This window comes from Shewanella xiamenensis (assembly GCF_014647135.1).
Lineage (GTDB): Bacteria > Pseudomonadota > Gammaproteobacteria > Enterobacterales > Shewanellaceae > Shewanella > Shewanella xiamenensis.
Genome location: NZ_BMOP01000036.1, coordinates 1 through 13,623 on the forward strand (window position 1 = coordinate 1; position 13,623 = coordinate 13,623).

13 protein-coding genes are annotated in these 13,623 nt (G+C 45.5%); 4 read left to right on the forward strand and 9 right to left on the reverse strand.

Going from position 1 to position 13,623, the window contains the following annotated elements:
* Positions 1-124 precede the first annotated feature (124 nt).
* The 4 genes from IEY09_RS18875 to IEY09_RS18890 form a co-directional block, all read right to left on the reverse strand.
* Positions 125-916 (reverse strand): hypothetical protein, encoded by a 792-nt coding sequence (locus tag IEY09_RS18875; protein WP_188872284.1) that lies wholly within the window; start codon positions 914-916, stop codon positions 125-127.
* Positions 917-1,405: 489 nt separating this feature from the next.
* The gene (locus tag IEY09_RS18880; protein WP_188872285.1) at positions 1,406-2,338 is read right to left on the reverse strand and encodes a GGDEF domain-containing protein; all 933 of its coding nucleotides are present in this window, start codon (positions 2,336-2,338) and stop codon (positions 1,406-1,408) included.
* A 199-nt stretch (positions 2,339-2,537) separates the two neighbouring features.
* Complete coding sequence (locus IEY09_RS18885; RefSeq protein ID WP_188872287.1) at positions 2,538-4,328, reverse strand: DUF3413 domain-containing protein; 1,791 nt, start codon at positions 4,326-4,328, stop codon at positions 2,538-2,540.
* 66 nt (positions 4,329-4,394) lie between these two features.
* The gene (locus IEY09_RS18890; protein WP_011622981.1) at positions 4,395-4,613 is read right to left on the reverse strand and encodes a YejL family protein; all 219 of its coding nucleotides are present in this window, start codon (positions 4,611-4,613) and stop codon (positions 4,395-4,397) included.
* A 77-nt stretch (positions 4,614-4,690) separates the two neighbouring features.
* On the opposite strand from IEY09_RS18890, the gene yejK reads away from it, so the two are divergent.
* On the forward strand, positions 4,691-5,719 hold the full coding sequence (yejK, locus tag IEY09_RS18895; protein WP_037418093.1) for a nucleoid-associated protein YejK: 1,029 nt from the start codon (positions 4,691-4,693) through the stop codon (positions 5,717-5,719).
* A 124-nt stretch (positions 5,720-5,843) separates the two neighbouring features.
* Here the strand turns inward: yejK and ccpA are convergent, their stop codons facing one another.
* Positions 5,844-6,845 (reverse strand): diheme cytochrome c5 peroxidase CcpA, encoded by a 1,002-nt coding sequence (ccpA, locus tag IEY09_RS18900; protein WP_188872289.1) that lies wholly within the window; start codon positions 6,843-6,845, stop codon positions 5,844-5,846.
* Between the two features lie 503 nt (positions 6,846-7,348).
* Here ccpA and IEY09_RS18905 point away from each other — a divergent pair.
* Together IEY09_RS18905 and IEY09_RS18910 are read left to right on the forward strand one after the other, a co-directional pair.
* Entirely contained in the window at positions 7,349-8,224 is an 876-nt protein-coding gene (locus tag IEY09_RS18905) for a 6-pyruvoyl trahydropterin synthase family protein (protein ID WP_055648427.1), read from the forward strand.
* Positions 8,225-8,289: 65 nt separating this feature from the next.
* Entirely contained in the window at positions 8,290-9,201 is a 912-nt protein-coding gene (locus tag IEY09_RS18910; protein WP_082389672.1) for a M23 family metallopeptidase, read from the forward strand.
* Between the two features lie 55 nt (positions 9,202-9,256).
* Here the strand turns inward: IEY09_RS18910 and IEY09_RS18915 are convergent, their stop codons facing one another.
* The 3 genes from IEY09_RS18915 to IEY09_RS18925 form a co-directional block, all read right to left on the reverse strand.
* Positions 9,257-9,517, reverse strand: coding sequence for a DUF5062 family protein (locus IEY09_RS18915; RefSeq protein ID WP_055648428.1), 261 nt, complete (start codon positions 9,515-9,517; stop codon positions 9,257-9,259).
* Positions 9,518-9,749: 232 nt separating this feature from the next.
* A complete protein-coding gene (locus tag IEY09_RS18920) occupies positions 9,750-10,364 on the reverse strand; it encodes a VOC family protein (RefSeq protein WP_188872290.1) in 615 nt (204 codons plus the stop codon).
* Between the two features lie 66 nt (positions 10,365-10,430).
* Entirely contained in the window at positions 10,431-10,946 is a 516-nt protein-coding gene (locus tag IEY09_RS18925) for a L,D-transpeptidase family protein (RefSeq protein ID WP_050991306.1), read from the reverse strand.
* Between the two features lie 156 nt (positions 10,947-11,102).
* On the opposite strand from IEY09_RS18925, the gene IEY09_RS18930 reads away from it, so the two are divergent.
* A complete protein-coding gene (locus IEY09_RS18930) occupies positions 11,103-11,972 on the forward strand; it encodes an ion transporter (RefSeq protein ID WP_037418109.1) in 870 nt (289 codons plus the stop codon).
* A 104-nt stretch (positions 11,973-12,076) separates the two neighbouring features.
* On the opposite strand, the gene ppx is transcribed toward IEY09_RS18930, so the two are convergent.
* On the reverse strand, positions 12,077-13,594 hold the full coding sequence (gene ppx, locus IEY09_RS18935) for an exopolyphosphatase (protein WP_188872292.1): 1,518 nt from the start codon (positions 13,592-13,594) through the stop codon (positions 12,077-12,079).
* Positions 13,595-13,623: the final 29 nt, after the last annotated feature.

The following is a 13,623-nucleotide window of genomic DNA, read 5'->3' on the forward strand; positions in this document are numbered from 1 at the left end:
AATAAGACCTTCGCCAGTACACATTCTCAATCCGCTATTTGCATAATAAAGTGTCAACAACCAGCATCGGGCTTGTTCAACACTTGGGATAAGGTCGCGGCTACGCGCGGCCTATCCTTATTTGTTAAGCCACATTGCTCAATGGAGGCAAAAATTCATAGCTTGGGTACTGCAATTTTAACAAGTCATAAAGGTCATTCTGAACTGTCATCAAGTGCTGTTGTATCATTGGCAACATTTTATACATTTGCTCCGTTGAATAGATTAATTCATTCGCTACATATTCACCAATCAACTCATTTACCTGTTCAACACTAACATTACTACCTACTTTAACTTTGTGCTTTTGGAGTGCAGCCTGATACTCTGAAATATACAAACTATTTCTTTGCTCTATCTGTTTAGACATTGAGCAGTAATCTCTTTGCGTTTCATCGAGCAATTCTATTAAGTCTGGTCGCCTTACCGCTAATAGAAACATTGACTCTTCAATTTTTATTACGTTAACCAATGTCGGATCAAAGTCGACAGCGGGAACTAGATAAGCTCTGACATCAAGTGGCTTATTCTCATGAGGTTTAAGGTGTTCTGTACCAAACATTGTTATATAACGTATTTGTCTATCAAGGATGAACAACACATAGTTGGCATACTTTACTAAGTTTTGGTCTCGATCATCTTTCCTGTATTGAACCATTGTTATTACAGTTAATATTGCTGCAACTGCACCACCAGCAGAAATAAAACCACCCAGACTATTAAATACTTCTATGATGTTTTTTTCTTGGTCATCAGCAAAAGCAAAGACTACCGCAGCCGCATAAAAACCTATAAAACTCCATGATATATTCAAAATATTCTTACTGATAAACTTCAATTTTTCACCTTTGTGGCTTAACATTTTATTAGTGCGCATGCGCGTTTACCTCATTAGACCAGTGAAAACGCGCACGGTTAACTATCTGTATGCAAAGAACTTATCAGCTTTCTGCCGCTTTTCATATAAGTAATCCATCTGGAAAAACGCGCATGCGCGTTTTCCAAACCTATTAACTAAAACTCATCCTCTATAGTCAGTTGATTTTATAGCGTTTTATTTATTGCGGATGGAATTAGTGCGCACTGATTTTGTCTAAAAATCATACCAAAACACTTAAATTTAAATACGACTGTATACCCATACATTGTTAGTCGATTTCTGGTAAGGCCAAACATAGGCAAATAGATAAGAATTTGTATGGCAGCAGGAGTGGAAATTTTCGGTTGAGCTAACGAGCCGAAACACGGAATGGGGCAATTGCTTTTAGCAGATCGAACAGCGAGAGGGCTAGTTAGGATTGGCATTGTTGCTATCTCATCACAAGTCTTACACCATTCTTAAATGGCCAGAGTTTTTTGTAGTGGTTTATTCCGCATCACAGACTCGATTTCTGCCTGTGCGCTTTGCTCGCATCATGGCCTGATCGGCATTATTGAATAGAGTCTCCAATAGTGCTTGTGCTTCATCGGGATGATTGATTTGAGGCAAGATCAAGGATGATATGCCGAAGCTTGCGGTGCAATGAATGCTGTGTCCATCAAGGGAAAGTGGCTGTGTATCAAATTCATGGCGAATCGACTCTGCAATTTGCCATGCTTGTTCATGTTGGGTGTTGGGTAAAATCAGCCCAAACTCTTCGCCGCCTAAACGAGCAAGAATATCATTTTTTCTCAGTTTAGTTTGTGTCAGCTGTGCAATATGGATTAAGGCTGCATCGCCTGTAGCGTGTCCCCATTGATCATTGACTCGCTTAAAATGGTCAATATCAAACATAATAAACGCCAGCGCTTGGCCAGACTGGTATGCGATAGGGCGCCCCAAATGGAAAAAGGCGCGGCGATTGTAGAGTTTTGTGAGTTCGTCGGTATTTGCAAGGCGCTCTGCGATAAACTTAGCCTCGATTAATGCCTGCTCCATGTGTTTACGTTCAGTGATATCAGTGGCTATTTCTATCCGCACTAGGCGACCATCGCTCCAACGAATTGCTTGATCTCGACACTGGTACCAACGTTTATTTTGCGTATTTTGAAACTCCCATACATGCACACCAGTGGCGTCGCCCTCGGGACTAATCAGTTTATGGTTAGTGCAAAAAGCACAGGGACTATTTTGGCCAGCTTGAAGGAGTTGATAGCACTTTTTACCTGCCGGATTGCCCCAAATGGCCGTTCCATAATCGTTTAAATACAGTAGCTCATAGTTGTGTAAATCAGAAACGTAGACCAGCGCATCTAGGCTGCTAAGGATGGTATGAATGGCGTCAAAGGCTTGATTCTGATCGTTTTTAATAAGAGTCATGGAATGAGATCAGCCAAATAAAAATATCATTTATGAGTCATATAGTTATTTTAGCATTTAATGGACTAACTGTCTGATATTAGTTTGGTAATGGTGTGATTAATGTGATCAAGTTGTTGGCTTTGCAACACGCTACTCGCAATGAAATTGTTAAAACAAAGAGCCCTAAGTGATTTAGGGCTTTGAGGTAAAATACTTTTTAGTGATTGTAAAGGCGCCTGCCTTCGCGCATCACTTGAATAAGCTCAGGTGCGCTCATCTTTTTGTGCAGTCTGTGCTCAAAGTTTTCATCGTAAATGCGGTATTTACCATGGCGGTCGATGACGGTGATTTCCGACTGTTGGTAAATGGCAAAAATGCGACTGTCACCGATGTAAATCCAGGTTTCTTGGCTTGGTTGCAACAGGCTACGGCCCGCACTGTAGTCTGTGGGGTTATTGGTACAGCCTAAGACATGGGTCATTAAAGTGGGAACGATACCATAGTGGCTAGTGCGATAGTTAACCGTGCTAGCTCCTACATTTGGCCAGTGGATAACCAGTGGGACTCTAACGCTATCTGGTGACAAATTACGCAGCGCTTCGTCACTATTGCTGGTAAACATTTTGCCGTTGACGCCGGTGATCACCACTAAGGTATCGCTAGGTAATTGACTTACAATCGATTGAATTTGCTTATCAATAAAATTCAATGATTGGCGATATTGGTTAAATAATACCTTTTGCGCGGGTTGTAAATTCGCATCGGCTTTGACAGTTTCAATACCGAGAAAGCCTACCGGTGTATCAAAATTCTCGGGTGCTTTAAGGTTTACTAGAGCAAACCAAGGACGTTGTTGCACGCTTTGCCACTGTGTAAAGTGGCCAACACTAAGAATATCCGCCTCGGCACTGCCATTGGTTTCTTTGGCAATGACGGGGGTAAAGTCATTAAACATGGCCTGGGCAGAGCGTAAATTCAGATTGGTTTCTGGGATAAACAAGCCTAGTTCATAACCTGCCTGCTTAAAGCTGCGGGTGATGATTGGACTTGTAGTATTGAAGATGCGTGCATCGCCATAGCTGCCTTGTAAACCATAAAGTAGGGAGAACATGCCCGTCTTAAATTGATTGCCGCCACTGTAGTGGTGAGTAAAATGCTGATTCTGCTCGGTGTATTGATGCAAAAACGGCATGGTTTTGGCGTCCACCATGTCGGCACGTAAGCTGTCGATGGTTAGCATTAATACGTTTGGTTTATTATCCGCTTGGCATTGCAGTGGCTGGATAGGATAGCTGAGCACATTAGTGGCATGATTCGCGTCATCATCGATTTGGGATGAACCGTCAATGCCATGGCTTTCCATAAAGCTACGAGCCGTTGCGGGGTACGACAGCGGATACGTGTCATCGAAACGGGTGATTTCGGTGATATCAGCGGCATCGGCCCAAATATGGATCAAATGGCTGCTAACAAAGCATACTCCAACAAAGGCTATGACTTTATTGCCAAGATTGAGTTTTTGGATTTTTTCAATCCGTTTCCACAGGAAGTTCGCCGCCGTTAGCTCAATCACCAAAATGGCGATGGGCGTGACGATATAGGACGTACCGTGGAGTAAGGCGCTCAAATCGGCCCAGGCTAAATCAAAGGCGAAGGGACTTAAGTGCATGCCGTAATCGGCATAAACAATCGTGTCATACAATAAAATACACAGGCTTAAGGTCGCAATAACGGCCGCTAAGCCTCTGAGTATCTTGGAGTAAGGTAAGATTAACGTCAGTGGGAATAGGCAGATCAAGTAGGCGATAAAAGCAAGAAAACTGAACTGGCCAATGGTACTGACGGCGAGATAGCCCCAGCCAAACCAGGTTTCGGGATAACCCACACTACTTAAATAGCGTGTGCCGACGATCATAGCCAATAGGCCATTAAAGAAGGCGAACCAATGTCCCCAGTTGATAAGTCGCGATACGCGATCGCGGCTCATTTGTTTTTTTCGCTCGACCATAGTGATCCGCTTATTCCTAAAAGGCGTTGTATCTTATGCTGTTTTAATCATTGTTACTCGACTAACTTAATTGGATTTCACCGATTGTGCGAGCGCTTTCGCAAATTGTTCGGCGACCGCTTGGCGAGATTCGCTTGGCACTTTGCGCTCGAGCAGGTGAGTGACACAGTTGCCTAGCGCCATCAGGCTTAAGTCAGTAGGAGCTTTGTGCTTTTCGAGTACCGCTAAAATTTCGGCGATTAATGATTCAACTTGTGCGTTTGAGTATTTCGATTGGATTGCCATAATCAAAAAATGTTTCACTTTGGAATGGATTAGCGGCATATAATAGCGGATTTATTCCAGCATCACTATCAGGGCTTATGAGTATTAACATCGAACAAGCAATTATTCACGAGATTTCCCAGGACAGTCAGGGTCAATTACGCTGCCGTTTACGTCCTCAACCTCTGCTGAACGGTCAGGCTGTCGAGATGATGCTCGAAGAGTTGCATCAGACTTATACCAGCAAATCCGGCAAAGGATTCGGTTATTTTGGTATTCACGGTGATGATGGTGAGGCTAATCCGGCGTTTGCCAATGCACTAAAGGAATACCGTGCAGGGGATTTAGGTTTTGTCGAATTTACCGGCCAAGCCAGTAAGTTGTTGCAGGAAGAGTTGGCAAAATATGATTTTAGCCAAGGCGGATTCCTGTTGATGTCCTGCTACACCAACATGGCGAGTGATTATTTGTTTGTGGCGCTGCTCAGTGCAAAATCGTCAATGACGGTACTGGATGATATGGAGCTGTCACAAAATAACCATTTGGATTTAAACAATATCCAGTTGGCTGCGCGAATCGATCTCACCGAATGGCAGGCTGATAAAGATTCTCGCAAGTACATCTCCTTTATCCGTGGGCGTGCAGGCCGTAAAGTGGCGGACTTCTTCCTCGACTTTATGGGCTGTGTTGAAGGGGTGAATACCAAGGCGCAAAACAAAACCTTGATGAACGCGGTGGAAGACTTTGTCGCCAGTAGTGACCTGACCAAAGAAGAACGTCAGCAATGTCGTAATAAAGTGTTTGAATATTGCTCCGAGCGGTTCGATGAAGGCGCCGATATTGAGATCAAAGATTTAGCGGATGAGCTTGCCGATCAAGGTATGGAGTCTTTCTATGACTTTGCCCGTGGTGGCAGTTATGAGCTGGATGAAGAATTCCCTGCCGATAAATCGACCTTAAGACAATTGAAGAAGTTTTCGGGTACCGGTGGCGGAGTCACCATTAGCTTCGATGGTGGGCATTTAGGTCAGCGAGTGATTTACGATCCAATTTCCGACACAATTTTGATTAAAGGCGTGCCGGCAAACTTAAAAGATCAGCTAGATAGACGTCTTAAGGGCGAATAAGCCGCTTGGGATAATATCGCTTAAGCTTTAAGCGTCAGCTTTTAAGCACCAAGCATTAAACAAAAAGGCCGAGGAGTTTATCCTCGGCCTTTGTTTTATGCTAAATGCTTCTTAGGTTTAACCTTTATTTTGCTCCCGTCGCAAAAGGTACTGGGCGCGGCGTCGCTTTATTCGATGGCGGCAGAATTGGTAGGGCGATCTGCGGTTGTTCACCTGTCAGTGAATTTAAGAACGCCACCATTTCCTTGGTTTCTTTGTCGGTAAGCTTTTGCCCTAACTGAATATCCGCCATAGTATTTACCGCTTCTTCGAGCGTCCAGACGCTGCCATCGTGGAAGTAGGGATAGGTGAGTTCGATATTGCGCAGTGTCGGTACCTTAAACACAAACTTATCCGCATCCTTACCCGTTACGCCTTTACGCCCTTCGGCGGGGTTATTGGTGTGGAATGGTTTGATTAAGCCCATCTTCATAAACATAGTGCCACCGACCGCAGGGCCGTTGTGGCAGCTGACGCAGCCTTTGTCCTTAAACAGTTGGTAACCCGCCTTGGCTTCGCTGCTTATCGCATCCTGTTTACCTAATAGATATTGATCGAATGGGCTATTTGGCGTGACTAAGGTTTTTTCGAAGGCGGCAATGGCATCGGTTAAGCGGTCAATATCGACTTTTTCATCGCCGTAAACCTTGGCAAAGCGGGCACGGTAAGCGGGCATTGAGGCAATGGTTTCGGTGGCGAGTTCATGGGTAAAGCCCATTTCTTTGGGGTTGGCAATTGGGCCCGCGGCTTGTTCTTTTAAGTCGCTGGCGCGGCCATCCCAGAATTGCGCCAGCATAAAGTCAGCATTTAGCACGGTCGGAGAGTTTATTGGGCCTTCTTGCCAATGGTGACCAATCGATGTGGGCAGGGCATCCACGCCGCCGGTGGAGAGGTTGTGGCAAGAGTTACAGGAAATAAAACCTGATTTAGACAACCTTGGTTCAAAAAACAGCATTTTACCCAGCTCCACCTTTTCGGGTTCAGTGATTTTTGCTGGGGAAATGACTTCAATCGGTTCGGCGGCAACGGCATAGCTACTCGCTAATATAGCTGTGAGGGTTATCGCGATAGCGGTAAGTTTTGTCATCTGGTTTTCTCCCTTATTAACCTTGTTAATTGTATGGTTTATGGAGCAATAGTAACGACTAAAATTGCTTAGGGATAACGCCTTGTTTCGATTGGGTCTATCGCTGTTGTGGATTAGATTTTTGTGAGCTAATTCGCTGTTTTTACTCGATTAACTTTGTAGGGTTTGCGGTGTTTCGTTTAGGGGTTTGCTTGCTAATCTGTAGTGTCTATTAGTGTGCGGCTGAAACTATCTGTCGGTCACGATATGGCCGATTAAACGGTTTGCGTTATTTTGTGTTTGTTACTCATGCGATAGCAAACTATGGTGGGCTAAGTTCGTTTACACATGTCTTAAGATAAAAAGTATCTAAGAAAGGATTCATTTGTCGCGGGGCGAAGCAGAATTGATTAGAATCCTTATTATTTGGGTAAGCTTGGTGTCTGTCCAAGTGAGCGTGCTCGGCCATCGCTAAGTGGCGCAATCCCTATTAAGGCGGACTGTTTTTCTGCCGAGGAGAGTCAATGCAACTGTTTGTAAAAGATTTAACCGTGATCGATTTTTCTTACCTGTGCCCAAAGCGTGGCATGGTGGGGGAAAGCTGGATTGTTGATGTCGTATTAGAAGGCGGTCTAGACGAGCAAAATATGGTGCTCGATTTTGCCAAGGTCAAACGTGCGATTAAGCACACGATTGATGCGGTGGCCGATCATCGTTTATTGGTGCCTACTGCCTGCAGCGGCGTGCGTTGGCAGCAGCAGGGCGATCGGGTGTGGATGGATTTCGATAGCGCGCTCGGTGAGATCCATTTAGCCTGTCCTTCCCAAGCCTTTGCACTCGTTCCATCGGAACAGATTGATATTCCAAGCGTTAACGCCTTTTTACAAAAAGCCCTACGGGAAACTCTGCCCGATAATGTTGAAGGAATTAGCCTCACTTTAAGGCATGAGATCCTGAACGCGCCTTACTATCACTATAGCCATGGTTTGCGTAAACACGATGGTAATTGCCAGCGGATTGCCCATGGTCATCGCAGCCCAGTACAAGTGTTTGAGAATGGAGTGTCCGCGCCGAAATGGGATGAGTATTGGGCCAAGCGTTGGCACGATATCTACCTCGGTAGCGAAGAGGATTTAGTCTCGGTGAAGACGTTAAACCTATCGCCACAAACGCGGATCAGCGATGACAGCCATTATGGTTTCCATTATCAAGCGCCTCAGGGGGATTTCCAACTGGCGATGCCCAAGGAATGTTGTGATTTGATCCCGCACGATACCACGGTCGAATTGCTGGCAGACTATATGGCAACCACTTTAGCCACGAAAGTGCCTTCAAGCCAGTTTACTGTGATTGCCTACGAAGGTGTGGGTAAAGGCGCCATAGTGACCAAAGGGAATTAACCCTGTCGATTTTTTAACGCCCTAATCTTTAGGGCGTTATTGTTTGAATAAGGATTTTTGAAAATATGCTAAACGCTGTACCTAATGCTCTACCTAAGTTGTTAAAAACGTTGCCGAACATGCTATCGCGCACTTGTAAGGTGGCGTTATTGCCACTTTTGACCCTGTTTAGCTTATCGACTCAAGCACAAGTGAGTTTTGACGGTAAATTTGAACAGGGTGCGTTAATTCGTGGTAAAGCACCAGCGGGTACGCAGGTAAGTCTTAATGGCGAGGCCGTTAAAGTGACGCCTGATGGTCATTTTGCCTTTGGTTTTGATAGGGATGCGCAGCTGACTCAAGAATTACGTTTGATGTATCCCGATGGCTTAACTGAAGTTAAACCGTTAAATATCAAGAAGCGAGAGTACAATATTCAGAATGTTAAAGGGATCAGCAATAAGATTATGAAGCCCGATCCCGTGGCGCAGGAGCGAGCAGCAAAGGATACGGCGCAGGTCAAAGCGGCACGCGGGACTTTTAGTGAACAAACCGCGTTTTTACAATCGTTTATTTGGCCATTAACCGGCAGGATCTCGGGTGTATATGGTAGTCAGCGTATTTATAACGATGTCCCAGGCAACCCACATTTTGGTGTGGATGTGGCGGCGAAAACCGGCACTGTGGTGGTCGCACCCGCCGATGGGGTGATTAGCCTGTCGGTTCCCGATATGTTTTATTCAGGCGGGACTATGGTTATCGACCATGGCTATGGCGTGAGTTCAAGTTTTTTACACTTAAGCAAACTCTATGTGAATGCGGGCGAAACCGTTAAGCAAGGGCAAGCTGTGGCTGAAGTTGGGGCGACAGGACGAGCGAATGGTCCGCATTTAGATTGGCGATTGAATTGGTTCCAAATGCGCCTCGATCCTACGACCATAGTCCCACCGATGGCCACTGTGTTGGCGGCGGAAAAAGCGCAAAAAAACGCTAAATAATTGAGAGCTCAATAGCGCCAATCTCGGCGCTATTTTCTTCTTGAGCTTAGTTATTTTATTGTAATAAGGGATGGTCTGCGGGCAGATGGCGGATGATCCACAGTACCAGTTTGTGCTTCATATTCGGGCCGTCTTCTTTATCTTTTGCTAAGGGTTGGATCAGATTATCGGTCACTAAAAGTCGATAAATACATTCCACTTTATCCTTGGGCGACACACCCTTGTCAAAGTCATCAAAACCGCGTTTTTTGGCGTAGCCGATCCCAATTTCGAGGGCGAGTTTGAGTAGCTGTGCCTCGTGCTTATGTGGCTTCATGTGCTGCATCCTTATGGGTATCACGGCAATGCGCATCGGCGACTCCCGTGGTCGATAATACAAAATCGAGAAAACCTAATGACTAACCAAAGTGTTAATAGCTTGAATCTAGGCTATTTCAACCGTTATTGCTGCTGATTTTTTCGCAAACTGCCTGTTTAATGCAATCCATTATAAGTCATTGGAATTGCTGTCACATTCCTAATGTCAACGGTTTGCGCCTCGATTGATCTTATATCTCCGCCTGTTCGCTGGCGATAACCGCTTTAATGCTGTGCGGGTGGATTTTGATACAGATATCGGCTCGTTTAAAGGCGATGGTGGGGTTAGCTAAGCGTTCTTTATCGCCCTTAGGCGAGCTAAATTTCACTTTTATTGGCGCTTCGGTTAAGGATGCCGAATGCCCTTGGAGTAATTGCACAAGTGAGGGGCTCAAATGAGTCAGTTCTTGACCTAGACTGTCGCAGTCCTGTGCAGTGGATGGCAATACCAGCTCGATATGCTCCCAGCCTTCTTGAGGATAAACGGTATCACTAGGATAGGGGAGTTCGACACAGTCGATGCTAAAGTTGCCGAGTCTTAAGGGCTTATCCAGTTCAATGATCAGGATTGTGCGACCATTAATTTGATTATCCGAGATGATCCGCCCGCGGGCACTTAAGGCTTGCTTGAGTGCATCGGCAGCGGCGATACTGTTCACCCTCAGGGCGACATGATCGCAATGCAATGCTTTATCTGCTAAGCCCAATTGGTCTAGAAACGCCAATATCTTCGCCTCAAATTCAGGCCATGTCTGTTCTAATGCTTTGAAGCTCAATACATTAGCTTCTGTGTTTGCTGTTGACATCAAAAATCCTTAAAGCAGGTAACACAAATAAAAACGCCCATTTAACTGGGCGTATTCTGTGATGGCTTAGGGCCAAATCTCGATGGGTGTACCTTCATCAACGGCTTTCCACACTTCGTCCATCTCGGCGTTAGTAATGGCGATACAACCATCGGTCCAGTTGTATTGCTGTGCTTGCTCAGGAGGGAGAGGCGAGCGTGGGTTCTGGCCATGGATCATGATCATGCCACCGGGTCTGATCCCTAGCGCCTTGGCTCTTAACTTATCTTCTTCATTCGGATAAGAAATATGGATGGACTTATAATAGGCGCTATCGGACTTTTTATAGTCCAGAATATAACGGCCCTGTGGTGTACGTTGGTCACCTTCAGTCAACTTATGGCCTGTCGGCAAGTCACCCATAGCAATGCGGTATTGTTTCAGGACTTTGCCATCCCTTAATAAGGCCATATTGGATTCAGACTTAGTGATTACCACTAAATCGACTTTGCCAATACTCGATGAGGCGAGCACTTGGGGAGAAATCAGTGCGGCGAGAGTTAATGCCACAGTAATGGATTTGGAAAGTAGTGGTACGCGCATGTCTTCCTCTAAAATGACGCTGTTAACGCTTTTTTGCGCATCATACCGCAAATTTTTGCCAATGTGAGTAGATAATTTTGAGCGAGTAGCAATTGCATGGCAGACTTTGGAAATTAGGAGCAGATAACGCTATTTACCGCAAGGATGTTTTCCCCTATGTCAAACCATTCGCTTGAAAAACTGGACACTGAAAGCCCATTTAAACGTAAGTTACGCATCATTATTTTTGGTACCGATACACCCGCAGGCCGCTATTTTGATCTTGGTCTGATCATTTGTATTGTACTGAGTGTGGCGTTGGTGTTTCTTGACACAGTGGAAGCGTTTCATCGGGATTATGGACACATTATTCGGGTGTTAGAGTGGGTGTTTACGCTGATTTTTACCGTTGAATACGGTTTGAGGCTTTATTGCGCGACCCATCCTGTACTGTATGCCCGCAGTTTTTATGGGTTAGTGGATTTATTATCGGTACTGCCTAGTTATCTCGCGCTCTTTATTCCTGGAGCAAATTTCACCTTAGTGATTCGTGTGCTGCGACTTTTTCGGATTTTTAGGGTGCTTAAATTACTGCGCTACTTAAGCGAGGGTAATTTGCTGCTTAAGGCGATGATGCAATCTAGCCGTAAAGTGTTCCTATTTTTCTTTTCGGTGAGTTTAATCATCATGGTATTAAGTGCCGTGATGTATGTCGTTGAGGGGCCTGAGAATGGCTTTAGCTCTATTCCTAAGTCAGTATATTGGACTATTGTGACCATCACGACGGTAGGATACGGAGATATCACGCCGAAAACCGAACTAGGCCAAGCGATTGCCGCATTTACCATGTTGCTGGGTTACTCCATTATTGCGATCCCTACGGGTATTTTAACCGCTGAAATTTCCCAAGAAGCGGGACGGCATAGGGATCTGCGTACTTGTAATCAATGCCATAAAATGGGTCATGATTTAGATGCAACCTACTGTAATCGCTGTGGTTGTGAGCTTGATAAGCTCGAGATACCTCAAGGGAAGGGGGATAAATAGCATAAGGCGTTTATCAGCTCATCCCTTAGAGCACTCAATGTCTCTGAGGGATGAAATGCTTTTATTCACTGGCGATGCTTGTTTAGCATGCCACTTTTTACTTCTTACGGTTTCTCTTGGCGCTGCTCAAGGCTTGAAACAAAACGCAGCTGCATCCCTAGGGCTGCCATTTGTTTCTGTTCCCGCTGCAAATCCTTCATAAACAGGCTAATTTTACGTTTATGGCTGGGTAGCACTAGCATGAGGCCATCTGGAACCACTTGGATTTTCTCAAGCACTAGGGCTTTGGCAATTCGGCCTAAATGCACTAACACTGCCAAGCGCAGTAGACAGGCGAGACGAATGAGGGTGAGTTTGTGGCTAGGCTCTAATTCGGCCAGTAGCAATTCATTGGGTTTCTTACGGTGGTTTGCGATCAGTCTGGCTAAATCCTGTTGCAGCGCTTCACTAAAACCCGGTAAGTCACTGTTACTAATGATATAAGCGCCGTGTTTGTGTAATGCCTTGGAGTTGATGTGTAACCCAATTTCATGCAGGGTCGCAGCGTAGGAGAGTAAGCGTGCATGGGGTCTTAATCCCCATTCATCGGCGACTTGCTCAAACAGCGCCATGGCGGTGTCACGCACTTTAGCCGCATGGGGCATATCCACATGGTAAAGCTGGGCAATACTGTCAACGGTGCGGTGGCGAATGTCTTGATATTGACCGATTTTGGCTAATTCGTAGAGCACGCCTTCGCGCAGGGCGCCTGGACTAAACTCCAATTGCTCAATGGGTAAACGTCTAAAAAAGCTGATTAAAATCGCAAGGCCAGCAGGCACTAGCGGCGTGCGTTTATCATCGACATTGGCAAAGTGCACTTGGCTGATGTGTCCGCACTTGATCAGTTTCAGCTTTAATTGTTTGAGGCGGGCGAGGGTGACGATTTCATCACCATGTTCTTCTTGGATTGCTTCGCAAATAGCTTTTACGGTGCCTGAGCTGCCGAGCACTAAGTCCCAATCGCCACTGAAATATTCCTTCGACAGTGAAGCAAATTGTTTGTCGGCAGCGCTTTGCGCACCGCGAAACGACGCTGGAGTAATTTGGCCATCGATAAAAAAGCGTTCATTAAAACTCACGCAGCCACACCGTAGGCTCGATAAATGGGTAGGGGTATTTTTTTGCCCGAGCACTACTTCGGTAGAGCCGCCACCGATATCGATAACGATATTACGTTTCCCAAGTACTTGGCTTTGGGCAATGCCGTTATAAATGAGCCGCGCTTCTTCATGGCCAGAAATCACCTCCACTGGGTAGGGCATAATACGCAGCGCTGCCTCAATAAACTGCTCACGGTTTTTAGCCACTCTTAAGGTGTGGGTGGCGACTAAGCGTACCTGTGCTTGGTCGAGGTTTGAAAAACGCTGATTAAAGTCCCGTAGGCAATTTAGGCCGCGTTCGATAGCATCAGCACTGAGAATATTTTGCGCATTGAGGCCTGTCGCTAACTGAACTTGCTGTTTTTCTTTGTGTAATATCTGCAAACTGCCGTCTTGCTCTCGGGCGATAACCAAGTGAAAACTGTTTGAGCCCATGTCGATGGCGACAAAGTGTCGCGGCTGTGAATGTGTGGCAACCAATCGGATTATCCTTAGGCAATCGAGACTAA

What these genes read in the sequence shown, in the direction of transcription:
- IEY09_RS18875 (WP_188872284.1), bottom strand. Translation starts at nt 916, where the DNA reads ATGCGCACTAATAAAATGTTAAGCCACAAAGGTGAAAAATTGAAGTTT.
- IEY09_RS18880 (WP_188872285.1), bottom strand. Translation starts at nt 2,338, where the DNA reads ATGACTCTTATTAAAAACGATCAGAATCAAGCCTTTGACGCCATTCAT.
- IEY09_RS18885 (WP_188872287.1), bottom strand. Translation starts at nt 4,328, where the DNA reads ATGGTCGAGCGAAAAAAACAAATGAGCCGCGATCGCGTATCGCGACTT.
- IEY09_RS18890 (WP_011622981.1), bottom strand. Translation starts at nt 4,613, where the DNA reads ATGGCAATCCAATCGAAATACTCAAACGCACAAGTTGAATCATTAATC.
- yejK (WP_037418093.1), top strand. Translation starts at nt 4,691, where the DNA reads ATGAGTATTAACATCGAACAAGCAATTATTCACGAGATTTCCCAGGAC.
- ccpA (WP_188872289.1), bottom strand. Translation starts at nt 6,845, where the DNA reads ATGACAAAACTTACCGCTATCGCGATAACCCTCACAGCTATATTAGCG.
- IEY09_RS18905 (WP_055648427.1), top strand. Translation starts at nt 7,349, where the DNA reads ATGCAACTGTTTGTAAAAGATTTAACCGTGATCGATTTTTCTTACCTG.
- IEY09_RS18910 (WP_082389672.1), top strand. Translation starts at nt 8,290, where the DNA reads ATGCTAAACGCTGTACCTAATGCTCTACCTAAGTTGTTAAAAACGTTG.
- IEY09_RS18915 (WP_055648428.1), bottom strand. Translation starts at nt 9,517, where the DNA reads ATGAAGCCACATAAGCACGAGGCACAGCTACTCAAACTCGCCCTCGAA.
- IEY09_RS18920 (WP_188872290.1), bottom strand. Translation starts at nt 10,364, where the DNA reads ATGTCAACAGCAAACACAGAAGCTAATGTATTGAGCTTCAAAGCATTA.
- IEY09_RS18925 (WP_050991306.1), bottom strand. Translation starts at nt 10,946, where the DNA reads ATGCGCGTACCACTACTTTCCAAATCCATTACTGTGGCATTAACTCTC.
- IEY09_RS18930 (WP_037418109.1), top strand. Translation starts at nt 11,103, where the DNA reads ATGTCAAACCATTCGCTTGAAAAACTGGACACTGAAAGCCCATTTAAA.